The organism is Streptomyces sp. LE64 (assembly GCF_052606915.1).
In genome coordinates this window covers 452,230-476,050 of record NZ_CP199708.1, presented here as the reverse complement: position 1 = coordinate 476,050, position 23,821 = coordinate 452,230, and the positions used below count along the sequence as shown (strand labels likewise).

Genomic DNA, 23,821 nt, shown 5'->3' with positions numbered 1-23,821 from the left:
TCACCCCAGCCGGGGCAGTTCGATGGCGGGGCAGCGGTCCATCACCATGTCCAGCCCCGCCGCGCGGGTGCGCTCGTACGCCGCCTCGTCCACCACCCCGAGCTGGAACCACACGGCCTGGGCCCCCTTGGCCACCGCCTCGTCGGCGATCGCGCCGGCGTGCTCCGCGTTGACGAACACGTCCACCACGTCCACGTCGAAGGGCACGTCGGCCAGCGAGGCGTACCCGGGCTCGCCGTGCACCGTCTCCGCCTTCGGGTGCACCGGCACCACCCGCTTCCCGAAGCGCTGGAGGACGCGCGCCACCCCGTACGCCGCTCTCGACTCGTTGTTCGACAGCCCCACCACCGCCCAGGTGTCACCCGACTCCGTGAGGATCCTGCGGACCGTGTCCCGGTCGCCGTACATGTGCCGCCTCCTCGTGCGCTTCCGTCCGTTCCGGGCAACGCGACGGGGACCCCCGGGATTCCCGGCCGCCCCCGGCGCCGGCGCGAGGCTCCCGCCGCACACCGCATAGGCTGGGACGATGCAGGACGAGTACCGCACGGTCGCCCGGGAGGGCGTGCACGAGATCGAGATCAACCGCTCGCGCTTCCTGTGCGCGCTCGCACCCGCGGCCACCGAACGGGAGGCACAGGACTTCATCGCGCGCGTCCGCCGGGAGCACGCCGACGCCACCCACAACTGCACCGCCTACGTCATCGGGGCCGACGCCGCCGTCCAGCGCGCGTCCGACGACGGCGAGCCCGGCGGCACCGCCGGCGTGCCGATGCTCCAGATGCTGCTGCGCCGGGACGTGCGGTACGCCGTCGCCGTCGTCACCCGCTACTACGGCGGCGTCAAGCTCGGCGCCGGGGGGCTGATCCGCGCCTACGGGGGCGCCGTCGGCGAAGCCCTGGACGCCCTGGGGACGGTCACCCGCAGACGCTTCAGGATCGCCACCGTCACCGTCGACCACCAGCGCGCGGGCAAGGTGCAGAACGACCTGCGCGCCACCGGACGCCAGGTGCGCGAGGTGCGCTACGGGGAGGCGGTGGCCATCGAGATCGCCCTGCCCGACGCGGACGTCGAGGCGCTGCGCGCCTGGCTCGCGGACACCACCGCGGGCACGGCCGCCCTCGACCTCGGCGGGGAGGCGTACGGCCCCGCCTGAGTGCCGTCCCGCGACCCGCACCGGCTGTCGGACCCGCCGGCTAGTCTCGGGGCCATGAGGCTCCTGCACACGTCCGACTGGCACCTCGGTCGGTCCTTCCACCGGGTGAACATGCTCGACGCCCAGGCCGAGTTCATCACCCATCTCCTCGCCACCGTCCGCGACCGCGGGGTGGAGGCGGTGGTGGTCTCCGGGGACGTGTACGACCGAGCCGTTCCCCCGCTGGCCGCCGTGGAGCTGTTCGACGACACCCTCCACCGGCTCGCCGCCCTCGGCGTGCCCACCGTGATGATCTCCGGCAACCACGACTCCGCCCGCCGGCTGGGCGTCGGCGCCGGGCTGCTCGCGCACGCCGGCGTCCACCTGCGCACCGCCCCCGACGCGGTGGGCACCCCGGTCCTGCTCCCCGACGCCCACGGCGACGTCGCGTTCTACGGGCTGCCCTACCTGGAGCCCGCACTGGTCGGCGAGGAACTGGGCGTACCCCGGGCCCGCCACGAGAGCGTGCTCCGCGCCGCGATGGACCGGGTCCGGGCCGACCTCGCCGCCCGCCCCGCGGGGACCCGCTCGGTGGTGCTCGCGCACGCCTTCGTCACCGGCGGACAGCCCAGCGACAGCGAACGCGACATCACCGTGGGCGGTGTGGCCTCGGTCCCGCTGGAGGTCTTCGACGGGGTCGACTACACGGCCCTCGGCCATCTCCACGGCTGCCAGACCCTGAGCCACCAGGTGCGCTACTCGGGCTCCCCGCTCGCCTACTCCTTCTCCGAGGTGCACCACCGCAAGAGCACCTGGCTGGTCGACCTCGACGCCACCGGCGGGGTGCGTGCCGAACGCCTCGACTGCCCCGTCCCCCGCCCGCTGGCCCGGCTCCGCGGACACCTCGACGACCTGCTCGCGGACCCCGCGCTCACCCCCCACGAGGACGCCTGGATCGAGGCCGCCCTCACCGACCCGGTCCGCCCCGAGGACCCCATGGCCCGGCTGTCCGCCCGCTTCCCGCACACCCTGAGCCTGGTCTTCGACCCGGAGCGGCCCGCCGGGGACGGGCACGCCTCCTACGCCCGACGCCTCGCCGGCCGCACCGACCAGCAGATCGCCGAGGACTTCGTCACCCACGTCCGCGGCGCCGCACCCGACCACCACGAACGGACCGTCCTGCGCACCGCCCTCGACGAGGTCCGCGCCGCCGACACCCTGCACGAGGCCGCCCGATGAGACTCCACGAGCTGCGCCTCACGGCGTTCGGGCCCTTCGGCACCACCCAACGGATCGACTTCGACGACCTCTCCCGCGCCGGTCTCTTCCTGCTGCACGGCCCCACCGGCGCGGGCAAGACCTCCGTCCTCGACGCGGTCTGCTACGCCCTGTACGGATCGGTGCCGGGCGCCCGGCACAGCCCCCAGGGGGTCAACCTGCGCAGCGACCACGCCGACCCCGGCACGGTCACCGAGGTCAGCCTCGACCTCACCGTCGCCGGGCGCCGACTGGAGGTGACCCGCCGACCCTCCTGGACCCGCCCCAAGAAGCGCGGCTCCGGCACCACCACCGAGAAGGCGTACAGCGCCCTGCGCGCGCACCAGGACGGCGCCTGGAAGGACCTCAGCCGCTCCCACCAGGAGATCGGCGAGGAGATCGGCCAACTCCTCGGCATGAGCAAGGAACAGTTCTGCCAGGTGGTCCTGCTCCCGCAGGGGGACTTCGCCCGGTTCCTGCGCGCCGACGCCGAGACCCGCGGCCGGCTCCTCGGCCGGCTCTTCGACACCGGCCGCTTCGCCGCGGTGGAACAGCGCCTCGCCGAACGGCGTCGCGCCGGCGAACAGGCCGTCCGCACCGCCGACACCGAACTCCTCGCCCTCGCCAACCAGATGGTCACCGCCGCCGGGGACGTGGTGGAGTCGCCGTTGCCCGAGCTGTCGCCCGGCGACCCCGGCCTCGGCACCGCCCTCCTCGGCTGGGCCGCCGTGGCCCGCAGCACCGCGCTCGAACGCCTCGCCCACACCGAGTGCGCCCTCACCACGGCCGAGTCCGCCCTACGCGCGGCCCGCTCCGCGCTGGACGGGGCGGGCGAACGGCACCGGCTCCAGACCCGGTTCGCCCGGGCGCGGGAACGGGCGGCGGCCCTCGCCGAGCGGTCCGCGGAACACCGCGCGGACCTGCTCCGCATCGAGTCGGCCCGCCGGGCCGACACCGTGGCCCCCGCCCGGGAACTGCGCGACGAGGCCGAGACCCGCCGACAGCGGGCGGCCGGTGCCGAAGCCGCCGCCCGCACGGCCGCCGGCGACCCGGACACCCCGGTCCCCCTCGACGCCGACGGTCTGCACACCGCGGCCCGCCGGGCCGCCGAGGAACTCGGCGCCCTCGAATCGGCCCGCCGCGTCGAGCGCCGAGCGGCCGAACTCGCCGGGGAACGGGACCGGTGGCAAGAGGAGGAGGCCGCCGACCGGGAACTGCTCCACGACACCGCCAGTTGGCTCGACGACTGGGAGACCACCCGTACCGCGCTGCGCGACGCGATCGACGCCGCGCAGCAGGGCCTCGCCCGGGCCGAAGCGCTGGCCGGTCGGCTGGAGTCCGCCGAGGGGCGCCACGCCGCGGCGCTCCAGCGCGACCTGCTCGCCGCCGCGGCCGTCGAGGCCGAACAGGAGCTGCGGGCGGCCCACACCCGCGCCAACCGCGCCCGCCACGACTGGCTGGACCTGAGGGAACAGCGGCTGAACGGGATCGCCGCCGAACTCGCCGCCACCCTGACCAGCGGGGAACCCTGCGGCGTCTGCGGCGCCACCGAACACCCCCGCCCCGCCCGCAAGGCCCCGGGCCACGTCGACCGGGGAGCCGAGGAGGCCGCGCACACGGCGTACCAGCAGGCCGACGCCGCGCACACCGCGGCCGGCGAGCGCTGTGCCCGGATCGAGGGGGAGCGCGCCGCGGCGACGGCCGCCGCCGGCGACGCCACGGTGAAGGAACTCGCCGAGGCCGTGACCGTGCTGCGCACGGACCTCGCGACGGCCCGGCGCACGGCCTGGGGACTGCACGCCGCCCGGGAGGCCCTCGACCGGGCCGAGGCCGAACACGCCCGGCGCGTCACGACCCAGCAGGAGGCGGCCCGCCGGGCCGCCTCGCGAGCCGCCCGGCGGGAGGCGTGGGAACGCGAGGCGGCAGCCGTCGAAGCGGAGCTGACCGAGGCCCGCGGCGAAGCCCTCAGCGTCGCCGCCCGGGCCGAGGCACTGCAACGGCGGGTGGACGCGCTGCACACCGCGGCCGAGGCGGCGCGGACCGCGGCCGAAGCCGCACGGCAGCTCAAGGAGGCCGACGCGCGGCTCTCCGACGCCGCCTACCGCGCCGGTTTCGACACCCCCGACGCCGCTGCCGCAGCCCTGCTCGACGGCCCTGCGCACCGGGCGCTCCAGCAGCGGATCGACGCCTGGCAGCAGACGGACGCCGAGGTCCGGACGGTCCTCACCGACGTCGAGGCGCTCACCGCCGCCGGCCTGCCGCCCGTGGACCTCCCCGCCGTCGAACGCGCCGCCGCCCGGGCCGAGCAACGGCTGCGGGAGGCCGCCTCCCGGCACGCCGCGGCCGTCCGCGACCGCGAGGACCTGACACGGCTCTCCGCCCGGATCACCGCGGCCGTCCGGGCGCTCGGCCCCCGGCGCGCGGAGCACGACCGGGTCGCCCGGCTCGCCTCGCTCACCGCCGGCACCTCCGCCGCGAACGAACGCCGGATGCGCCTGGAGTCCTACGTCCTGGCCGCCCGACTGGAGCAGGTGGCCGCCGCGGCAACGGCCCGGCTCGCCCGGATGTCCCAGGGCCGCTACACCCTGGTGCACTCCGACGACCGCTCGGGCCGGGGCCGTTCGGGCCTCGGACTGCACGTGGTGGACGCCTGGACCGGCCGTGCCCGGGACACCTCGACCCTCTCCGGGGGCGAGACCTTCTTCGCCTCCCTGGCCCTCGCGCTGGGCCTCGCCGACGTGGTGACCGACGAGGCCGGCGGGGTGCGCTTGGACACCCTCTTCATCGACGAGGGCTTCGGCAGCCTCGACGACCAGAGCCTGGACGAGGTGCTGGACGTCCTCGACTCGCTGCGCGAACGCGACCGTTCGGTGGGGATCGTGAGCCACGTCCCCGACCTCCGCCGCCGGGTGCACGCACAACTGGAGGTCGTGAAGGGACGCGGCGGATCACGGGTGCGCCAGCGGGCCGGCGGCCACTGACGTCGCGGCGCACCCGTGATGCGCTCAGAGCCGGGACAACTCGTCCACCAGGTCGTCCAGGCCCAGGGACCCCTGCGAGAGCGCGGCCATGTGCCACGCCTTCGCGTCGAAGGCGTCCCCGTGCCGGGCACGGGCCCGTTCGCGACCCGTCAACCACGCCCGCTCGCCCAGCTTGTAGCCGATGGCCTGGCCGGGGATCGACAGATAGCGGGTCATCTCGCTCGCCACGTGGTCCGCCGGGCGGCTGCTGTGGGCGCCGAAGAACTCCTCCGCGGACTCGGGCGTCCACCGCTCGCCGGGCCTGAACGGCGAGTCGGCCGGGATCTCCAGCTCCAGGTGCACCCCGATGTCGATGATCACCCGCACCGCCCGCAGCATCTGCGCGTCCAGGTAGCCGAGCCGGTACTCGGGGTCGGTGAGGAAGCCCAACTCGTCCATCAGCCGCTCCGCGTACAGGGCCCAGCCCTCGCAGTTGGCGCTCACCGCGCCCACGCCCGCCTGGTAGCGGGACAGGTTCGCACCGACGTGGGCCCACTGCGCCAGCTGGAGGTGGTGGCCCGGAACGCCCTCGTGGTACCAGGTGGACACCAGGTCGTAGGTGGGGAAGCTGTGCTCGCCCATGGTCGGCAGCCAGGTGCGCCCCGGACGGGAGAAGTCCTCCGAGGGAGCGGTGTAGTACGGGGCGGCTGCGCTGCCGGGCGGAGCGATCCAAGACTCCACCACCCTGACCCGGTCGGCGAGTTCGAAGTGGGTGCCGTCCAACTCGGCGATCGCACGGTCCATCAGCTCCTGGAGCCAGACCCGCACCTCCTCCACGCCCTCGACGCGGTGCCCGTGCGCATCGAGGTGGGCCAGCGCCGTCCAGGGCGTCGCGGCGCCCGGCAGGACCTTCTCCGCCTCCGCCCGCATCTCGGCGAGCAGCCGGTGGTACTCGGCCCAGCCGTAGGCGTACGCCTCGGCCAGATCGAGGTCCGTGCCGTTGTAGTAGCGGGCCCAGCGGGCGTACCGCTCGGCACCCACCGCGTTCGGCGCGCCGGCGGTCCTCGGGGCGTAGGTACCGGTCATCCAGTCGTGCAGCGCCGCGAACGCGGCCCGGGCCGCCTCCGCCGCCTCGGTGAGGCCGGCGTGCAGCGACGACGGGGCCGGGGCCACGAAGTGGTGGAACCAGGAGAGGCCGTCCGCGTCCCGTGCGGTCCACTCGGCGAGCTGGTCGACGAAGGTGGCGGTGGGCCGCGGGCCCGCGTACCGCTCGCGTTCCAGACCCAGGGCGAGCGACTCCCGGTAGCCGGCCAGGGCGGCGGGCACCGCGCGCAGCCGTGCCTCGACCGCGGCCCAGTCCTCCGCCGTTTCCGTGGGGGTGAGGGTGAACACCTCCCGTACGGCGTGCGCCGGGGTCTCCATGTTGCCGACCGCGCGCAGGTGTTCCCCGGCGTCGTGGACGGCCAACTCGGCGGTGAGCCGTTCGCGCAGCAACCGGCCGCACCGGCGCTCCCGCTCGTCCTCGGCGCCCGGCCGCGCCTCGGCGGCCGTCAGACGGTCCAGGGTCCGGCGGGCGAGGTCGGCCAGGGCCGCCCGCCCCTGCGGTGAGTAGTCGGGCAGTGCGCGGTGGCTCTCCCGCACCCCGAGGTAGGTGCCGGTGACCGGATCGAGGGCGACGAGGGCGTCGACGTAGGCGTCGGCGACCTCACGGGGGAGCGGGTCGTTCTTCTGTGACATGCGGACATCCTCGTACGTGGACCCCCGCCCCGTCACGGCGGCGGCCCGTACGGGAACCGGTCCCGGCCACGGCTTCCGCCGCCGGTCGCCGGCGGGATCGGGCCGCCGCCGACCGGGAACGCGGCGCAGCTGCTCGGACCGCACCTCGACGGCCCCCGGAAGGCGTCCGTGACGTGTACCTTCGCCCCGAGCGCCACGATGGGGACGGGACGGGCGCTTTCGGACGTACCTGGGGGCGGGGCGGTGTCGCAGAAGCCGACCGGATTGACCGTGTGGCAGTGGGGTGCCCTGACCGTGGTGGGCGCCCTGCTGGTGGGCCTGGCGCTGCTCCTCGGGCTGAACCGGATGCTGGGGGGCCTGCTGCTGGACGAGGACGACTGCCTGGGCACCCAGGCCCGGGCGGAGGAGATCTCCTCGGTGCCCTTGCTGGGCACCCCGCCGCGGGGCGCCCGGATCTCCGAGGGCTGGTACGTCCTGGAAGTGGGCTGCCTCGACGCCAACGACGAGGAACTGCTGTCGGCGACCCGCAGTTACGAGTTCGACGGTGGCCACGACGCCGTCCGGGACCACTACCGCACCCTGGCCGAGGCGGACGGCTGGACGTGGGTGGCGTCCCGGAACGGGTCGGAACCGCGGGGGCTCCCGGGTGACGTCTGCTACGAGAAGGAACTGTCGGGAGCCCCGGTGCTCTTGCGGCTCACGTTCGACCCGGGGGCGTTCCGGGTGGGCACCGAGTCGGCGCTCGACGACGACGACGAGGTCTCCTGCTGAGCGGAACCGCCCCGGGCGGGCCGGTCCGCCTCCGGCCCGCCCAGTGCGGCGGTGACGACGAGGACGCCGTCGTCGGCCAGGTAGTCCAGGGGACGGCCCAGTCCGCGCAGCGCCGCGATCATCGCCGTGTTGGACGGGCCGGTCACCGCGTGGACGTCGCGGCAGCCCGCCTCCTCGGCCAGTCGCACCAGCCGGCCCAGCAGTTCTCCCCCGATGCCGCGCCCCTGCCAGGCGTCCTCCACGAGCAGCGCCACCTCCGTCTCGTCGCCGTCCCACAACAGGTGGCCCAGCGCCACGATCCGTCCGGAAGCGGTGCAGACGGCCAGGGTGCGCCCGTACGCGGGGTGCAGCAGACGGGGCAGCCGACGGTCCGTGTCCCGGGACGAGCCGTGGTAGCGCTGCCGTAGCGTCCGCGGTGAACAACGCTCGTGCAGCGCCCTCGCCGCCGCGAGGTCCGCCGGGGACGCCCGGCGCACCGTCACCGCGGCGCCGGAGCCCAGTTCCAGGACCGACCGCTCCTCGGGCACCCGGGGGCCGAGCCGCCCGTCCAACTCCACCAGCGCGCGGGCCCGCGCGAACTCGGTGGGGGTGAAGGGCAGGTGCGGGCGCTCCACGGTGAGGAAGCCGCCGTCCCGGGTGCGCAACCGCAGCACGGTGCCGTGCACCCCCTCGTCCTCGTCGACGGGCGCGGGGTGGGGGCGGACGGTGCAGCGGCCGAGGAGCCTGCGCAGCGCCGGGGGCAGTTCGGCCGGATCCAGCGCGGTCCGGGTGGCCAGGGCCAGCACCCGGGTCGGCGCGTCCACCAGGTCGTGGGCGTCGGCGCGTTCGATCCAGTGGTCCGTGCCCCCGGCCCGGTCGGCGGCCCGGGTGACCTCGGCCGGGGACAGCCCGGCCGGTACCCGCAGCAGGAACTCGTCGACGGTGCCCTCGGCCAAGGGATGGGTCTGGAGGCTGAGGATGTCCACGCCGTGCGAGGCCAGGGCCGTGCACAGCGCCGCGAGGGACCCGGGGGCGTCGCGGACCGTGGTCCGCAGCCGCCACACGCCGGTGGTCGGTGCGTCGGCCGGTGGTGCGCCCGCCCCACCCGGCCGCCCGGCGGTCCGGGGCGGGCGGGCGGGGCGGCGGTGCCGGTGGGCCCACCAGGCGTGGAACGCCGCGGTGGCCAGCAGGACCACCGCCGAGACGGCCAGCAGTTCGGGGCCGTCCGGGCCGTGGCCGATCAGATGGGCCACCGTGTCCGCGACGGCCACCGCCGTGAACAGGGCGGCCAGTTCCACGGCATCGCGCCGCCAGTGCGGACGCCGGGGGTGGTCAGATGTGTCCGGGCTCATGCGACCACCGTGGCGGGGCGGTGTTGCGGATGCGCGAACCGGCCGTGACCGGCGGGTAACAGCCCCCCGCGGTCACGGTCCGGTCGCCCCCGCCGCTCCGGTCAGCCGTCGGCGTCCGCGCCGGTCAGGGCCTTCAGCCGGCGGGCCTGACTCACCAACCGCGAACCGCCGCCGCGTTCCGCCAACGACTCCAGGTGCGGTACGCCGGAGCCCGTCCCGCAGCGCTCCACGCAGTCCGCCGCGGTGGCCAGCAGGTCCGCCAGCCCGCGCGCGCCCTTGCCCGACCGGACGGCGTCCTCCAGCAGGGGCGGGAGCGCTTCGCGGAGCACCGCCCACACGGTGGCGTACGCGCCGGTCGTCGCCGCGGTGCTCATGCTGTCCACCAGCCGGCTCGCCTTCACCGTGCCGCCGGCCGCCAGGGTGCCCAGGAGGCCGCCCAACCGTGCGGCGTCGAGGTCGCCCCGGGCGGCGAGCACCAGCAGGGCGTCCACCGCTGCCGTCCGGTCCTCGCCGGCGCGGGCGCCCAGCCCGTACGCCACGGACAGGTGGACCGCGACCCCGGCGGGCCCCGGTGCCTCGGCGAGCAGGGGGAGGTAGGCGACGTCACCGCGGGCGTCCACCGTGGCGACGCGCGAAAACTGGTCCACGATGCGGGCGGCCACCATTTCGCGTCGCCCCGGCAGGGCGGCCAACCGGTGGGCCTCGCCGGCGGCGTGCCAGTGGTCGCAGCTCCAGGGGCGGCGGCCGTGGGAGGCGGGCAGCCCCAGCCCCCGGAACACCTCGGGCCACTCCTCCTGGGACCCGGGTATCCCGCCCACGTTGACGAGCAGGTGGTGCGGGTCCCTCAGGGGAGCCGTCAAGGTCACCTCAGGCGCGGCCTCCTCGGTGGTCAGCCAGCGGGCGAGGCGTTCGCCCTCCGGGGTGCCGAGGGCGAGCGCCTCGGCGGCCCGGGCGCCCCCGTCCCGCTCCACCCGCAACAGTGCCTGCGCGAAGTCCGTCTCCGCCGGCCGGACGCCCCGGTCCCGGTACTCGGCGAGCCGTGCCACCAGGTCCTCGGCGGCCAGCAGCCCGGACGTCCAGGTGGGCGTGGCCAACAGGAACGGCGGGGGGTCGGTGCGCACCAGGTGCGCGGCCTCCCACAGCCGGGCCCGGCGGGGCCGGTTCAGCCAGGAGTGCGGGCACTCCCCCTCCTCGCCGGCCCCGTTGCGTCGTGTCGCCCGGTGCAGGGTGTCCGTCCCGACGGCGTCGAACAGGGCGGCCAGGACCACGTCGATCCCGAAGGTGCTCGTCGCGAACCTCTTGTCGGGGGTCAGGTGGGGGTGCTTCCCCGGGTACCACCAGCGGCGTGCGACGACCGGTCGCACCGCCTCGACCAGGGCCGCACGGTCCGCGTGGGCGTGGCGCACCAGACCGTCCAGCACCCGCTCGAAGACGGCCACCTCCTCGCGCGCGGTCACCAGGGCGCTGATCTCCTCGGCCAGTTCCGCCACGGAGCCGATCGGCGGGTCCAGCCGCACCGGCTCGGGCACCGGCGGCAGGTACTCCTCGTGGGGTCCGGCGTCCAGGGGCTCCAGGGCCGCGGGGGCGAAGCCCAGGGCCGCGGCGGCACGGGGCCGCAGCACCGTGCTCAGCTGCTCGGCGACCCCGAGGAGGTCCGCCCGCACTCCTTCGTCCGCCCGACGCGCGTGCTTCTCCAGCAGCTTGACCGCCCGCTCCTGGACGTCGGTGTCCGGGTGGCCGAAGGCGTCCGCCACGGCGGGCAGCAGCTCCGACGCCGTACCCGGCGAGGCGGTGAGCACCTTGCCGAGCAGGACGAGCTGGGCGCGCACCAGCTTCTTCTCCGGACGGAACAGCGCCCCGCGCGAGGACTCCGCAACCTGACGGATCGTCAGATTCTCGTCCAGAGCCAGCCCGCCCAGGACCTTCTGGGCGTACGCGGCGACCGGACCCACCGCGTCCGCCAACAGGGCCGTCCAGTCGGCGATCCGCTCCCGCTCCTCCTCCCGGGTCGGGGACAGGGCGGTGAGCACCCCCAGGAACGCCCGCTGGTCATGGGGCTTGCCCCCGCGCAGCAGCCGTGCCACGCAGGCGGCCACCATCGTGGCGCGGTCCAGGACCCCGGCGGCGGTGAGTTCCGTCAGGGCGGGCGTCCAGCCGTGGTCGGCGTCGTTGCCGTAGGTCCATTCGAGCTGCCAACCGACGTCGTCCTGGGCGAACAGGGCGGCGACCATACGGACCAGGTGGGGATCGGCCGCGAGCCGGTCCTGCAACTTCGGTCCGCGGGACCCGCCGCTGCGGCTCAGGTGCTCCATCCACCCCCGGACGTACGCCTCGGTGGTGGGCGGTTCGCATCCCGCGCGCTGCACCAGCCCGGACATCAGCTCGTAGGGGACGCGGGAGGCCAGCGGGCGGTCCGCCAACCGCCGGGCCACCTCCGCCTGCCACTCGGGGGTGCGGTCCGAGAGCAGGTCCAGCAGGTGCCGGGACTTCGCCCCGGACCAGCGCATGTCGGCCCCGGCGAGCCAGGTCGCGGTGGCCGCGGCCCCGGACTGGCAGCCGGCACCCGCCGCGTGCAGCGCCGGATAGGCGGCACGGGCCGGGTCGTTCCAGCGGGCCCCGCGCAGTTCCTTGCGCAGTTCCTTCAGCGCCGGGAGCGCCGCCCGCCGTTCGGCTGCGTCCATGTCGCGCACCAAGGCGACCACCACGGCCGTCTTCCCGGTGCGCACGGCCGCCACCAGGTCCTCCGGGGTACCGGGCGCCGAACCGGTCGCCCCCGTCCGCGCCGCCGTTCCGGCCGTGGCCGTCGTGTTCGTCATCCTCGTGCCTCTCCCGCGTTCCCACCGACGGCGACCGTCGTGTCCTCGCCCGCACCGGGCCCGTTCCCGTCCGCCCTGGGCGCGTCCGCCGCGCCCCGGCGGGCCATCCGCACGGCCAGGGCGTGCTTGCAGGGGCCCCGCCCGCCCCGGTACTCCGCCCACCACTGGCAGGTGCAGCTCAGCCGCCCGCGGTCCTCGCGCACCCGGTGCACGTGGCCGTCCGCGGCGGTCACCGTGCCCAGCTCGCCCGCCAGGGCGACCGCGCCGGCCCGCAGCAGGGCGAGCGCCGACCGCAACCGCGGGTTGTGCCGCTCCACGCGGTGCGCGTCGTAGGGCAGCTCGCGGTGGAAGTACGCGGCCTCGGCCGTGTCGTACCCCACCCGACCCGAGGTGCCCAGCCGGACCAGCGCGGCCCGGACGCGCTCCGGGGGGAGGCCGGAGGAGGCGGCCAGATCGGCGACGTCGATCCGCGGCTCCCAGGCGAGGAGCACCGAGATCAGATCGGCGTCCTCACCCGCCTCGTCCGTCGCCAGGGCCTCCAACACCCCGCCCTCGCCGGAGAACCCGCGGGACGCCTCGGGGGACAGGGTGAGCGTCAGCCGCATGCCGGGCAGCACGACCTCCCAGGCGGCGGAGGCGGGCTCCTGCCCGACCGCGGCCGGACCGTAGATCCGCAGGGCGGTGGCGTGCCGGAGCACCCGCTGGAGCGCGACCAGTCGCTCCGGACCAGGCAGGCACACCGCGCCCGGCACCGGTCGGGTGGTCTGCCGCAGGCCGCGCCCGGCGGGCACCACCCACAGCGGGGGCCGGCCCCGGCCGGCCCTGGGCAAGGCCCGCAGGAAGCGCACCGCCTCGGCGGCCGGCAGTTCGGCCCGCAGCTCGAAGCCCGCCGCGATCACCTGGGCCTCGGCGAAGCCCCGCAGCCAACGGTCCGGCAACGGCACCTTCTTCTCCACGACGGAACCGTCCAGCGTGGTGACCGCCAGTTCCTCGGGGCCGACCCGCAGGTGCAGCGGATCGTCCGTACCCAGCCGGGACAGCGCCTCGCGCAGCGGGTCGTTCACGTCCACGTTGGTCGTGCCGTGCCCGATCTCCCCGCCGTCCAGGCCCGCTGCCAGGACGTCGAGCCGGGCGTACACGCCGCCGCACCCGGAGAAGGACTCGAAGCGCAGCCGGTCGCCGTTGCCCGTCACCACCGGGTCGAGCGAGGCCCGCAACTGCGGCTGGTAGTACCGGGCCGCCGCCACGTCGGCCACCGCGAGCAGCGCCGCCGAAGCGATCTGCGGGGAGGTGAGGAAACCGGCGAAGAACCGGGGGTGGTCCTGCCGTCCGGTCGGCGTCGCGCCCTGCGAGGTCTCCAGACCGAGCCGTCGTCCGTCCGGCGCGCTCTCCAGAGCGGACGGTCGTGCATAGGCCAGGGCGTGTAGTGATCGGGTCATGGGCACACCGTAGGAGCACCCACTGACAACGGGTTCCACCTGCACGGACGTTGAACGGACCGGGAAGCGAGCCGTCGCATTCGCGCCATCGGTCGGCCGGGAGGCCCCGGGCTCGACGGCCGCACGGCGGGTCAACCGTCCACGGCGGCGACGAGCCGGCGCACGCCCGCCGTGATCCGGGCGGGGGAGAGGTGGGCGTACCCCAGGACCAGCCGCACCGCGCCGTCCTCGGACGGCGCGGCCCGGCTGTCGGCCCGGTAGGCCGACAGCGGGCGCACCTCGACGGAAGCCTCCCGGGCCCGGAGCAGGAACCGCGCCTCGGGGCCGTACCGCGCGGGGAGCGCCGCGATCAGGTGCAGCCCGGCGGAGATCCCCGTCACCTCGGCCCCCGGGAACCCCTCCCGCACCGCCGTGACCAGGGCGTCCCGCCGTTCCCGGTAGGCCCGCCCGCACCGCCGCAACTGACGTTCGTAGCCGCCGCCCTCCACGAACCCCGCCAACACCTCCTGTTCCAGGACCGGGTTGCCCAGGTCCATGGTCCGCTTGCGCGCCACGATCGTGTCCACCCACCCGGCCGGGGCCAGCAACCAGCCGAGCCGCAGCCCCGGGGCCAGCGACTTGCTCACCGACCCTGTGTAGAACACCCGCTCCGGGTCGAGTCCCTGGAGGGCGCCCACGGGGGAGCGGTCGTACCGGAAGTCGCCGTCGTAGTCGTCCTCCACGACCAGCCCGTCCACCTCCCGCGCCCAGTCCAGCAGCGCGGCCCGGCGTGCGGCGGAGTACCCGATGCCGAGCGGGAACTGGTGGGCCGGCGTGGTCACCACGCACCGGGCCCCGGACGAGGCGAGCGGACCGAGCGCCACCCCCTCGTCGTCCACGGGCAGCGCGACGGTCCGTAGCCCGACCGCCCGGAACAGTTCCGCGTGCGGGGGGCTGCCGGGGTCCTCGACCCCCACCGTTCGCCCGCCCCGCGCGTGCAGCGCGCCCCCGACCAGGGTCAACGCCTGGGCGACTCCGGAGCAGACCACCAACCGCTGGGGGTCGGCGACCACTCCGCGGCGTCGGGCCAACATCTGTGCCAGGGCGGTGCGGAGCCGGGGCAGCCCTCCGGGATCCGGATAGCCCAGTCCGTCGTGCGCCAGGTCGGCCAGGGCCGTCCGGTGCGCGGCCGTCCACCCGGCGCGCGGAAACAACGACAGGTCGGGGGAGCCGGGCAGGAAGTCGACGGCCGCGCCGTGCCGCCCCGGTGCGCGGTCCCGTGCGCCGGGGCGCGCGGCCCGAGCGGCGTCGCCCACCCAGGTGCCCGCGCCCCGGTCGCTGCGCAGATAGCCCTCCGCGGTCAGTTGCTCGTACGCCTCCGTCACCAGTCCGCGGGACACCCCGAGGTCGGCGGCCAGATCCCGGCTCGACGGCAGCCGGGTCCCGGGGGCGAGCCGCCCGCTGCGGGCGGCCGCGCGCAACGCCGACTGGAGGGCGCGGCCCCGACGGCGGACCGGAGCGGTCACGGCGGGCTTTAGCAACTCCCACACCGGAGTGCCGGGCCCCGCGTCCCGTTCCCGTGCACCGCCATCGGAAGTGGTCCCCGATACGCTCATGGAAATGGACCTTAAACCGGTCCACCACCGCCCCTAACGTCGCCCCCATGAACGCGAACCCGGTGCGCGGCGCGCTCTCCGCCGCCCTCGCCTGCCTCCTGGTCGGCGGCTCCTTCACGGCCAACAGCCTCCTCGGCGACTACCCCTACGCGGGTGGGCTGTTCCTGCGCTACGGGCTCGCCTTCCTCCTGCTGCTGCCCCTGCTGCCCGCCGGGTCCCTGACCGCGGTCCGAGCCCTGGCGGCCCGTCAGTGGCTGCGCCTGCTTCTGCTCGCCGCCCTCGGCATGGTCGGCTTCAACACCGCCGTCCTCGCGGCCGAGCGCACCGCGGAGCCCGCGGTGCCCGGGGTCCTCGTCGGCTGCGCCCCGGTCGTCGTGGCCGTGCTGGTGCCGCTGCTCGCGGGCCGTCGCCCGAGCCGGGCCGTGTTGCACGGCGCCCTGCTGGTGGCCGCGGGGGCCTTCACGGTCCAGGGCTGGGGGCGCACCGATGCGATGGGGCTGGTGTTCTCCGTGGGGGCCCTGGTGGGCGAGGTGGGCTTCGCCGTGCTGGCGGTGCCCGTGCTGCGCCCGCTGGGGCCGGTGCTGTTGTCGGCTGTGGTCTGCGCGTTGGCGGCGGTGGAGTCCGCGGTGGTCGGGCTGGTCGCGGTCGGTGCGGCGGGCGGGACCTGGCTCCGGCCGCCCGACACCACCGAGGCGCTGGCCCTGGGGTGGATGGCCGTGGTGGTCACCGTCGTCGGATTCGTCTGCTGGTACGCCGGCGTGCAGCGGATCGGCGCCGAACGGGCCACGCTGTTCTCCGGGCTGATCCCGGTCGCCGCCGCGGGCACCGCGCCGCTGGTCGGGGCGGGGACCTACGGGATGCCCCAGGCGCTCGGCAGCGCCCTGGTCGCGGCCGGCGTGGCCCTCGGGGCCGGCCTGCTCGGGGCCCGCGGCGCCGGCTCGCCGCCGTCGCCCCCCGCCCCGGATTCGGCGCCCGTCCGGGCGGCGCGGACGGACGACCGCCGGGGTTGAGCTGTCCCCGCGGCGCGGGTTGGACAGCAGCCGCGGGCGGGGGTGGGATGGGGGCATGACCACCGACACCGCGACCGAGGTCTTCGAAGAGCACCGTCCCGTCCTGATGGGCGTGGCCTACCGGATGCTGGGCCGGGTGGCCGACGCCGAGGACGTGGTGCAGGAGGCCTGGCTGCGGTGGTCGGCCGCCGAGCGGGACCAGGTGCGCGCACCGCGCGGCTTCCTGGTGCGGATCACCACCCGGCTCGCCCTCGACCGGCTCCGCCAGCTGCGGGCCCGCCGCGAGTCCTACGTCGGCCCCTGGCTGCCCGAGCCCTTGGTGACCGACTTCGGGCCGGTCCTCCCCGACGGTGCCGAACGGGCCGCGCTGGCGGAGTCCGTGTCGTTCGCCGTGCTGGTGGTGCTGGAGTCGTTGTCCCCGCTGGAGCGCGCGGTGTTCGTGCTGCGCGAGGCGTTCGGCTATCCGTACGCGGAGATCGCTCGGATCCTCGACCGCGGGGAGGCGGCCGTCCGGCAACTCGCCGCCCGGGCCCGGCGGCACGTCGAGGAGCGGCATCCGCGCTACGAGGTCGATCCCGCCCAGCGCCGTGAGCTCACCGAGCGCTTCCTCGCCGCGGCGACCGGCGGGGACTTCGCCGCCCTGTTGTCGTTGCTCGCTCCGGACGCGACCCTGGTCGGCGACAGCGGGGGCAAGAGCAGGGCCCCGCTGCGGGTGATCGCTTCGGCCGACAAGGTGGCCCGTTTCCTGTGGGGGGCGGCCCGCAAGAGCGCGGACGACGGCCTGACCTTCGAGTTCCTCGAACTCAACGGAGGGACCGCGATCCTGGTCCGCAGCGGCGGCGCACCCGATACGGTGTTCCAACTGGACGTTGCCGCTGGCCGCGTCCAGCGCGTCTACATCGTACGCAACCCGGACAAACTCACCGCCCTGACGTGAGGCGATCCGATGCCGTTCCGCCGGGGCGTCCGGGCGGGTGACCGCCGCGGGCATTCGGCGGAAAGTAAAGATTTCGTCATGTGACGGGCCCTGTACGCTATGTGACAGTGGCCTTACGGGCGTGTGGGCATCGCTAACACCTCATGAATGTTGTCCGGGCGGAGCCGGGATCGGCACCGCGCCGTTTCAGAATTGGTCTTGACCAAGGGGTGTCTCGGCTCTATCGTCACAGGCATAGTGCAGGAACCTTTAATAAACAAGGGCGCTAAAACGCTTCTGGGACACGGCGATTGCGGAGGACAGGGTGGGGACCACGCAACTGGAGACGGTGCCGGAGCCCAAGTACTGGCACCTGAAGACCGTGCTCACCGAGGCACTCGACTCGGAGTTCACGGTGGGCGAGATCCTGCCCAACGAACGTGAGCTGGCCGCCCGCTTCGGGGTGGCCCGCGCGACCCTCCGGCAGGCGCTGGAGCAACTCGAACTCGAAGGACGGCTGCAACGCCGCCGGGGCGTCGGCACCACCGTCGCACCGCCGCGGGTCGGGGTGGCCGTGGGCTCTCCCGTCCAGGACTGGCCGGGCGCGCTCGGCGACACCTGGCAGACCGCGGGCGGGGAGACGGACGCACCGCCCCCCGCGATCGCCCGGATGCTGGAGACCCCCGAGGGCGAGGCCGTGCACGTCGTGCGGCGCACCCGGGTCTCCCACGGGCAGCCCGTCGCCGCGGAACTGCTCTACGTCCCCGCCGCGTCCGTTCCGGACCTCTCCGGCATCGACAGCCCGTCCGGCACCGCCCGGGCCCGGGCCGTGCTGCGGGAGCTCCAGCGGCTGGGGCTGGAAGGCCAGGACCGGGCGGTGGAGTTGGGCTCGGCCCGCGCCGACGACGCCCGCGAACTCGACCGGCTGCCCGGTTCCCCGGTGCTCGTGGTCACCACCCGGTTCTTCGCCGCCGGCCGCACCGCCGCGGTCTCCGTGGCCACCTACCGGGCCGACACCTGCCGCCTCACCTTCGGTGACTCGGGCGGCGTCGAAATACACCACGGACCCGAGCGCCAGGCCTCCTGAACGTCCGCGACCGCCGGGACGCCCCACCGTGAAGGGGGGAAAGTCCCGGCGGTTTCGGCTGTCCGGGGCCGACCGGCGCGGTCTCGGCGACCTCCTCATCGGCGTGCGGTGACCGTGCCCTCCACGGCGAACAACTGCTCCTCGACGTGATCGAGCGCCAGCCGCAACGCCCCCGTCGCCACCGCGGCCTCGCCCAGGATCGACAGGGCCACCTTCGGCGCCCGCAGACAGTACCGCTCCAACTCCTGCCGCAACGGCTCCAGGACGTCGTCCAGCCCCGTCGCCCAGCCGCCGACCACCACCATCTCGGGGTCGAGGGCCAGCACCAGGGCGGCCACGTGGTGCACCAGCCGGCGCATGAAGCGGTCGACGGCGGCCCGGGCGCTCGCATCGCCCCGCCGGGCCAGCGCGAAGACCTCCGCCACGGCCTGCTCGTTCAACGGCTCCAGGGGCTTGTCCGTGGTGGACAGCAGCGTCTCGGGCGTCGACTCCCGGCCCAGCAGGTGCAGCGCCCCGATCTCGCCCGCCGCACCGCCGAAGCCCCGGTGCAGCCGTCCGCCGATCAGCGCGCCGGCGCCGGGGCTGAGGCCCGCGAGGACGAAGACCATGTCGTCCGAGTCCTTCGCGGCCCCCTTCCAGTGCTCCGCCACCGCCGCCGTGTTCGCGTCGTTCTCCACCAGCACCGGGCACTTGAACGACCTGCGCAGCCGCTCGCCGAGTTGGAGCCCGGTCCAGTCCGGCAGCGCCGTGCCCAGCCGCACCGTTCCGTCCGCCTCGATGATGCCCGGCGTGCCGACCCCGACCGCCCACAGGGAACTGCGGGCCACCCCGGTGCGGCGCAGGGTGTCGGCGACGGTCATGCGCAGGCGTTCCAACCGCTCGTCGGCGGGCGCCTCGACGGTGACCTCCTTGACCCCGGTGCCCAACACCCGGCCGTCCAGGTCGGCCAGGACCACGGCGACCCGGTGCGGGCCGAGTTCCAGGCCCAACAGATGGCCCGCCTCGGAACGGAAACGGAACCTCCGGGCCGGTCGCCCCTGCTTGCGGGTGGTCCCCTCCTCGGCGGCCGTCTCGACCGCCAGGCCCGCCTCGATGAGGCCCTCGACCACACCCTCGACCGTCGGCCGTGACAGACCCGTCCCCCGGGTCACCTCGGTGAGTGTCGCGGAACCCGCCGCACGCAACGCGTGCAACACCACGGCGGAGTTGATCCGCCGCAGGAGAGAGGGGTCTCCGCCGGTCAGCTGCCCCAACGTGTGTCCTCTCAGCTCGTGCTCGTCTGGCCGGATCGTACTCGTCACCGCACGACCACGGCGAGCATCGATGCACTCCCGCAACCTGGTCGGTACGATTTTCTTCCTTCCGCCCGCTCGCACGGGCCGGCGAACACTCCCTACCGGTGCCGCCCGTCGGTGTCCGTCAGCCCGGCGAGACGAATCCCGACTCGTAGGCCGCGATCACCGCCTGGGTGCGGTCCCGCGCCCCCAGCTTCGCCAACACGGCGCTCACGTGCGACTTCACGGTCTCGGCGCCGACCGTCAAGCGGCCGGCGATCTCCGCATTGGACAGTCCCCGCGCCATCAGCCGCAACACCTCCTCCTCCCGGGCGGTCAGCGCCGCGGCACTGAACGCGCGACGTGCGCCGGCGGTCCCGTACTCCCGGCCGTGCTCCGCGGCGAGCCGTCTGATCGCGGTCGGGAAGGGCAACGAATCGCCCTCGGCGACGAGCCGGACGGCGTGCACGATCTCCTCCGGGCGCGCCCGCTTCAACAGGAAGCCGTCCGCGCCCGCCCGCAGTGCCCCGTACACGTACTCGTCGTTCTCGAACGTCGTCACCATGATGATCTTCGGTGGTTCGGGAACCGTCCGCAAGACCGCGCGCGTGGCTTCGATCCCGTCCATCAACGGCATCCGGACGTCCATGGCCACCACATCGGGGCGAAGCGTGCGCACCAGTGGGATCACGGCGGCCCCGTCGCCCGCCTCGCCGACCACCTCGATGTCCGGCTGCGCCTCCAACACCGCGCGCAGACCGGCACGCACCAGCGGCTCGTCATCGACGAGCAGGACCTTCAGGGGCATGCACTCACCCTACGGGCCCGCCACCCCCACCGAACCACCGGGGACGACCCGACGGGGCCGGCCGCCCCGGACCGGCCACGGGGCCCGTGGCGCGGTCGCCCACGGGCCCCCGCAGGGGCAGGCGGGCTCCCACCCGCCACTCCCCGCCCACCGGGCCGGTCTCCGCCCGGCCGCCGAGCAGCGCCGCCCGCTCCCTGATCCCGCGCAGACCGCTGCCGCCCCGCTCGCCGAGGGGTCCGCCGCCGTCGCCCGCCGGCAGCGGATTGACCACCTCCAGTTCCACCCGGTCGTCGAGCACCGCGATCCGGACCCGCACCGGGACCGGCCCGGCGTGACGCACCACGTTCGTCAACGACTCCTGGAGCATCCGGTAGCACTCGCGCGACACCGGGCCCGGCAACCGGTCCACCGGGCCGGTCACCGAGGCGTCGACCGGCGCGCCGGCCGCCCGGGCGGAGGCGAGCAGGCGCTCGGCCTCGGTCAGGGCGGGACGGGCGCTGGCCGGCCGCTCGGGCTCCCGCAGGATCAGCAACACCCGCTCCAGGTCCTCCAGCGCGGCCCGGCCGGTCTCCTCGATGGCGGCCAGCGCCCGCTCCGTGAACCCCGGGTCCCCGGCCGCCCGGGCGGCACCCGCCTGCACCACCGCCACCGACAGCGCATGGCCGATCGAGTCGTGCAGTTCGTGGGCGATCCTGCCGCGCTCCAGCAGGCGCTCGGTGCGCTCCTCCAATTCGGCGAGCCGCTGCGCCGGCGAGGGGCCCAGCAAGCGCCCGGCCGCCGCCGCGACCCCCGCCCCGAGCACGATCACCCCGCCGAACAGCACCACCAGCGGCACCGGGAGCAGCAGCAGCGCCCGCCACCTCCCCTCGGGCTCCCACAGCAGCGGTGCGCCCTCGTCGGCGGAGCCCCCGCCGGCCACCGCCACCAGCGAGATGAACTGGGGCAGGCACAACAGCGACAGCGTGGCCGTGAGGCAGCCCGCCTCCAACCGCACCACCACCCACAGGGAGGTGCGCGCCCGCTCCGCCCACGAAGCCGACGGCGCGGCGCTGATCCGCGGTGCCCGCGCGGTCCTCCCGCCCCCACGGGCATGGGGCCCGGGGAACAGCATCAGCTGTGCCTGGAGCCCCTCCACCCGACGCATCAGCGGGATCAGCCCGATCGCCGCCGCCGGCACCGTCGGGACGAGCACCGCCTGGAGCCACGTGGTCCACGTCATGTCGGTGTAGCCCGGCAGCACGAACCCCGACACCACCGCGAACGCCGCACCGAGCAACAGGTGCAACCAGCGGGTGTACGTGACGGCCCGCCCGAGCGGACGCACCGTCGTCCGCGCCGCCCGCCCGACCCGTCGCAGGAGGCGGGGGGCGGAACGGACCGAGGGTCGGGAGGACATGTCGGCATCGTGCCAGCCGCCCCGGGGCGCCGACTCCCCCGGGCGGGGGAGCCGGACTCCTCCCGCGGGGGAGGCACCGCACCCCTCGGGCGGGCCAGGCTGGCGTCATGAACAGCATCGACGTGCGTGACCTCACCAAGGTCCACGGAGGGAAACGGGCCGTGGACGGTCTGACGTTCTCGGTCCGGCCCGGCAAGGTCACCGGCTTCCTCGGCCCCAACGGTTCGGGGAAGTCGACGACCCTGCGCCTGTTGCTCGGGCTGGACCGGCCCACCCGGGGCACCGCCACCATCGCCGGCACCCCCTACGCAGCGCTGGACGATCCGCTGCGCCGGGTGGGCGCCCACCTCGACCCCCAGAGCGCGCACGGCTCGCGCACCGCCCGGAACCACCTGCTGTCCCTCGCGGTGAGCAACCGACTGCCCGCCCGCAGGGTCGACGAGGTGCTGTCCCGCACCGGGCTCGCCAGCGTCGCCCGGCGGCGGGTGCGGACCTTCTCGCTCGGCATGCGCCAGCGCCTCGGCATCGCCGCCGCCCTGCTCGGCGATCCGGCCGTGGTGGTCCTGGACGAGCCGGCCAACGGCCTCGATCCCGAAGGGATCATCTGGATCCGCGAGTTGATGCGTCACCTGGCCGGCGAGGGGCGCACGGTCCTGGTCTCCAGCCATCTGATGACCGAGACCGCCGGCTTCGCCGACCACCTGATCGTGCTGGGCGGCGGCAGGCTGCTGGCCGACGCCCCGTTGGGGGAACTCCTCGCCGGCGGCGCCCCGCGCACCCGGGTGCGCACCGACCACCCCGCCCGGCTCGCCGAGCTGCTCGCCGCGGCGGGCCACCGCATGGTCCGCGCACAGGAGGACGGCTGGACCGTCGAAGGAGTCGGGGCCGCCCGGGTCGGGGCGCTGGCCGCGGACGGGGGAGTGGCCCTGCTGTCCCTCGCCGACGAGCAACCCTCCCTGGAGGAGGCGTACCTCGCCCTCACCGCCGACAGCGCCGAGTACACCGCCCTCGCCGACCCCCGCCAGGAGGCATGACATGTCGCCCACCGCCGTCCTGCACGCGGAGTGGATCAAGATCCGTTCCCTCCGCGCCAGCCTCGGCTCCCTGCTGGCGCTGGCCGTGGTCACCCTGGTGATCACGGCGCTCGTCCTCGGGTCCCTGGACCCCACCGACGGATCACCCGTGCACGAGGACCCCCTGCTGAGGGCCTTCTACGCCCTCAACTTCGCCCAGGTCGCGGCGCTCGCCTTCGGCACCACGGCGATGTCCTGCGAGTACGCCCACCACGCGCTGCGCCTCTCCCTCACCGCGGTGCCGCGCAGGGACCTCTTCTACCTGGCCAAGGCCGCCGTCATCGGGGCCGCCGCCCTGTTGGTGGGGGTGGTGACCGTGTTCGGGAGCTTCTTCCTCGGCCAGGCGCTGCTGGGGGAACACGGCATCGGCATCGGTGGCCCCGGTGCGCTGCGCGCCTGCCTCGGGGGCGCGGTCGGCCTCGCCCTGACCGCCCTGCTGGCCACCGGGGTGACGACACTGCTGCGCAGTGGCATCGCCACCCTCAGCATCCTCATCCCGCTGTTCCTGATCCTGTCGTTCGTGATCGGCGACACCGCCGGGGGCGCCGCCGAGTTCCTGCCCGACCGGGCGGGCCGCCAGATCCTGCACACCGATCCCGAGGGTGCGCTCGGCCCGTGGTCCGGCCTCGGGGTGCTGGCCCTGTGGGCGCTCGCGGCCCTGTGCGCCGGATGGTGGTCGCTGCGCCGGCGGGACGCCTGACGCGCCGCCGACCGGGGCCTCAGTCTTCGGCGGCCTGGCGCAGGCGGCCGTACTCCTCGGCCATGGCGGCGGCCGTCCAGCGCGCGTTGAGCCCGCTGGGGTTGGGCAGCACCCACACCCGGCTGCCGCCGATCGTGGTCTCCTGCGGTCCGATCGCGGCCCGCCGGTCACCGAAGGCGGCGCGGTAGGCGGTGACCCCGACCACGGCCAGCCAGGCGGGCCGCAGCCGGGCCACCTTCGCCGTCAGCGACCGGCCGCCCTCCCGGTACTCGGCGGCGCTCAGCTCGTCGGCCCGGGCGGTGGCCCGGGCCACCACGTTGGTGATGCCCAGGCCGTGGCCGAGGAGCAGGTGCTGTTCGGCGGGACGCAACTGCCGGGGGGTGAAACCGGACCGGTGCAGCACCGGCCAGAACCGGTTGCCGGGACGGGCGAAGTGGTGGCCCGTCACGGCCGTCAGCAGCCCCGGGTTGATGCCGCAGAACAGCACCCGGAGGCCGTCCGCGGTCACGTCGGGGACGA

General features: G+C 75.2%; 19 protein-coding genes. 9 read left to right on the top strand and 10 right to left on the bottom strand.

Annotated elements, in window-relative coordinates; genetic code table 11:
* Positions 1 to 408 carry a CoA-binding protein gene (locus ACSMX9_RS02045; RefSeq protein ID WP_445399474.1) on the bottom strand — a complete coding sequence of 136 codons (408 nt, stop codon included), beginning with the start codon at positions 406 to 408 and terminating at the stop codon, positions 1 to 3.
* 118 nt (positions 409 to 526) lie between these two features.
* Here ACSMX9_RS02045 and ACSMX9_RS02040 point away from each other — a divergent pair, with 118 nt between their 5' ends.
* Genes ACSMX9_RS02040 through ACSMX9_RS02030 form a run of 3 tightly spaced genes read left to right on the top strand, consistent with a single transcriptional unit; the run spans position 527 to position 5,370 of the window.
* On the top strand, positions 527 to 1,153 hold the full coding sequence (locus tag ACSMX9_RS02040; protein WP_366114835.1) for a YigZ family protein: 627 nt from the start codon (positions 527 to 529) through the stop codon (positions 1,151 to 1,153).
* A gap of 54 nt (positions 1,154 to 1,207) precedes the next feature.
* Complete coding sequence (locus ACSMX9_RS02035; protein ID WP_445399472.1) at positions 1,208 to 2,371, top strand: exonuclease SbcCD subunit D; 1,164 nt, start codon at positions 1,208 to 1,210, stop codon at positions 2,369 to 2,371.
* Positions 2,368 to 5,370: an AAA family ATPase gene (locus tag ACSMX9_RS02030; protein WP_445399470.1), complete on the top strand. Its 3,003-nt coding sequence runs from the start codon at positions 2,368 to 2,370 to the stop codon at positions 5,368 to 5,370. The genes ACSMX9_RS02035 and ACSMX9_RS02030 overlap by 4 nt, the downstream gene beginning before the upstream one ends.
* A gap of 24 nt (positions 5,371 to 5,394) precedes the next feature.
* Here the strand turns inward: ACSMX9_RS02030 and ACSMX9_RS02025 are convergent, their stop codons facing one another.
* Entirely contained in the window at positions 5,395 to 7,086 is a 1,692-nt protein-coding gene (locus ACSMX9_RS02025; protein ID WP_445399468.1) for a DUF885 domain-containing protein, read from the bottom strand.
* Positions 7,087 to 7,329: 243 nt separating this feature from the next.
* Here ACSMX9_RS02025 and ACSMX9_RS02020 point away from each other — a divergent pair, with 243 nt between their 5' ends.
* Entirely contained in the window at positions 7,330 to 7,857 is a 528-nt protein-coding gene (locus tag ACSMX9_RS02020; RefSeq protein WP_445399466.1) for a hypothetical protein, read from the top strand.
* Here the strand turns inward: ACSMX9_RS02020 and ACSMX9_RS02015 are convergent.
* The 4 genes from ACSMX9_RS02015 to pdxR all read right to left on the bottom strand — a co-directional run bounded on the left by ACSMX9_RS02015 (position 7,743) and on the right by pdxR (position 15,038).
* Complete coding sequence (locus tag ACSMX9_RS02015) at positions 7,743 to 9,188, bottom strand: GNAT family N-acetyltransferase (protein WP_445399464.1); 1,446 nt, start codon at positions 9,186 to 9,188, stop codon at positions 7,743 to 7,745. The two genes, ACSMX9_RS02020 and ACSMX9_RS02015, sit on opposite strands and share 115 nt — an antisense overlap.
* Positions 9,189 to 9,289: 101 nt before the next feature.
* Entirely contained in the window at positions 9,290 to 12,004 is a 2,715-nt protein-coding gene (locus ACSMX9_RS02010) for a DUF7824 domain-containing protein (RefSeq protein ID WP_445399462.1), read from the bottom strand.
* Entirely contained in the window at positions 12,001 to 13,443 is a 1,443-nt protein-coding gene (locus tag ACSMX9_RS02005; RefSeq protein ID WP_445399460.1) for an SWIM zinc finger family protein, read from the bottom strand. The genes ACSMX9_RS02010 and ACSMX9_RS02005 overlap by 4 nt, the downstream gene beginning before the upstream one ends.
* Positions 13,444 to 13,574: 131 nt before the next feature.
* Positions 13,575 to 15,038: a MocR-like pyridoxine biosynthesis transcription factor PdxR gene (gene pdxR, locus ACSMX9_RS02000; protein ID WP_445399458.1), complete on the bottom strand. Its 1,464-nt coding sequence runs from the start codon at positions 15,036 to 15,038 to the stop codon at positions 13,575 to 13,577.
* A gap of 47 nt (positions 15,039 to 15,085) precedes the next feature.
* Between pdxR and ACSMX9_RS01995 the strand changes: the two genes are divergently transcribed.
* The 3 genes from ACSMX9_RS01995 (at position 15,086) to ACSMX9_RS01985 (ending at position 18,051) form a co-directional block, all read left to right on the top strand.
* Complete coding sequence (locus ACSMX9_RS01995; RefSeq protein WP_445399456.1) at positions 15,086 to 16,048, top strand: EamA family transporter; 963 nt, start codon at positions 15,086 to 15,088, stop codon at positions 16,046 to 16,048.
* Between the two features lie 55 nt (positions 16,049 to 16,103).
* Positions 16,104 to 16,985 carry an RNA polymerase sigma factor SigJ gene (gene sigJ / locus ACSMX9_RS01990; protein WP_445399454.1) on the top strand — a complete coding sequence of 294 codons (882 nt, stop codon included), beginning with the start codon at positions 16,104 to 16,106 and terminating at the stop codon, positions 16,983 to 16,985.
* 304 nt (positions 16,986 to 17,289) lie between these two features.
* Positions 17,290 to 18,051 carry a GntR family transcriptional regulator gene (locus ACSMX9_RS01985; protein WP_351244913.1) on the top strand — a complete coding sequence of 254 codons (762 nt, stop codon included), beginning with the start codon at positions 17,290 to 17,292 and terminating at the stop codon, positions 18,049 to 18,051.
* Between the two features lie 95 nt (positions 18,052 to 18,146).
* Here the strand turns inward: ACSMX9_RS01985 and ACSMX9_RS01980 are convergent, their stop codons facing one another.
* The 3 genes from ACSMX9_RS01980 to ACSMX9_RS01970 all read right to left on the bottom strand — a co-directional run bounded on the left by ACSMX9_RS01980 (position 18,147) and on the right by ACSMX9_RS01970 (position 21,529).
* The gene (locus tag ACSMX9_RS01980; protein ID WP_351244911.1) at positions 18,147 to 19,304 is read right to left on the bottom strand and encodes an ROK family transcriptional regulator; all 1,158 of its coding nucleotides are present in this window, start codon (positions 19,302 to 19,304) and stop codon (positions 18,147 to 18,149) included.
* Between the two features lie 166 nt (positions 19,305 to 19,470).
* On the bottom strand, positions 19,471 to 20,133 hold the full coding sequence (locus tag ACSMX9_RS01975) for a response regulator transcription factor (protein WP_445399452.1): 663 nt from the start codon (positions 20,131 to 20,133) through the stop codon (positions 19,471 to 19,473).
* 4 nt (positions 20,134 to 20,137) lie between these two features.
* Positions 20,138 to 21,529 carry a sensor histidine kinase gene (locus ACSMX9_RS01970; protein ID WP_445399450.1) on the bottom strand — a complete coding sequence of 464 codons (1,392 nt, stop codon included), beginning with the start codon at positions 21,527 to 21,529 and terminating at the stop codon, positions 20,138 to 20,140.
* A gap of 107 nt (positions 21,530 to 21,636) precedes the next feature.
* Between ACSMX9_RS01970 and ACSMX9_RS01965 the strand changes: the two genes are divergently transcribed.
* Together ACSMX9_RS01965 and ACSMX9_RS01960 are read left to right on the top strand one after the other, a co-directional pair.
* Positions 21,637 to 22,563: an ABC transporter ATP-binding protein gene (locus tag ACSMX9_RS01965; protein WP_445399448.1), complete on the top strand. Its 927-nt coding sequence runs from the start codon at positions 21,637 to 21,639 to the stop codon at positions 22,561 to 22,563.
* Between the two features lies 1 nt (position 22,564).
* Positions 22,565 to 23,302 (top strand): ABC transporter permease, encoded by a 738-nt coding sequence (locus tag ACSMX9_RS01960; RefSeq protein ID WP_445399447.1) that lies wholly within the window; start codon positions 22,565 to 22,567, stop codon positions 23,300 to 23,302.
* Between the two features lie 19 nt (positions 23,303 to 23,321).
* On the opposite strand, the gene mug is transcribed toward ACSMX9_RS01960, so the two are convergent.
* Positions 23,322 to 23,810: a G/U mismatch-specific DNA glycosylase gene (gene mug, locus ACSMX9_RS01955; protein WP_445399445.1), complete on the bottom strand. Its 489-nt coding sequence runs from the start codon at positions 23,808 to 23,810 to the stop codon at positions 23,322 to 23,324.
* Positions 23,811 to 23,821 lie beyond the last annotated feature (11 nt).

Coding starts and splice junctions, on each gene's coding strand:
- ACSMX9_RS02045 (WP_445399474.1), bottom strand. CDS start 408: ATGTACGGCGACCGGGACACGGTCCGCAGGATCCTCACGGAGTCGGGT.
- ACSMX9_RS02040 (WP_366114835.1), top strand. CDS start 527: ATGCAGGACGAGTACCGCACGGTCGCCCGGGAGGGCGTGCACGAGATC.
- ACSMX9_RS02035 (WP_445399472.1), top strand. CDS start 1,208: ATGAGGCTCCTGCACACGTCCGACTGGCACCTCGGTCGGTCCTTCCAC.
- ACSMX9_RS02030 (WP_445399470.1), top strand. CDS start 2,368: ATGAGACTCCACGAGCTGCGCCTCACGGCGTTCGGGCCCTTCGGCACC.
- ACSMX9_RS02025 (WP_445399468.1), bottom strand. CDS start 7,086: ATGTCACAGAAGAACGACCCGCTCCCCCGTGAGGTCGCCGACGCCTAC.
- ACSMX9_RS02015 (WP_445399464.1), bottom strand. CDS start 9,188: ATGAGCCCGGACACATCTGACCACCCCCGGCGTCCGCACTGGCGGCGC.
- ACSMX9_RS02010 (WP_445399462.1), bottom strand. CDS start 12,004: ATGACGAACACGACGGCCACGGCCGGAACGGCGGCGCGGACGGGGGCG.
- ACSMX9_RS02005 (WP_445399460.1), bottom strand. CDS start 13,443: ATGACCCGATCACTACACGCCCTGGCCTATGCACGACCGTCCGCTCTG.
- pdxR (WP_445399458.1), bottom strand. CDS start 15,038: ATGAGCGTATCGGGGACCACTTCCGATGGCGGTGCACGGGAACGGGAC.
- ACSMX9_RS01995 (WP_445399456.1), top strand. CDS start 15,086: ATGAACGCGAACCCGGTGCGCGGCGCGCTCTCCGCCGCCCTCGCCTGC.
- sigJ (WP_445399454.1), top strand. CDS start 16,104: ATGACCACCGACACCGCGACCGAGGTCTTCGAAGAGCACCGTCCCGTC.
- ACSMX9_RS01975 (WP_445399452.1), bottom strand. CDS start 20,133: ATGCCCCTGAAGGTCCTGCTCGTCGATGACGAGCCGCTGGTGCGTGCC.
- ACSMX9_RS01970 (WP_445399450.1), bottom strand. CDS start 21,529: ATGTCCTCCCGACCCTCGGTCCGTTCCGCCCCCCGCCTCCTGCGACGG.
- ACSMX9_RS01965 (WP_445399448.1), top strand. CDS start 21,637: ATGAACAGCATCGACGTGCGTGACCTCACCAAGGTCCACGGAGGGAAA.
- ACSMX9_RS01960 (WP_445399447.1), top strand. CDS start 22,565: ATGTCGCCCACCGCCGTCCTGCACGCGGAGTGGATCAAGATCCGTTCC.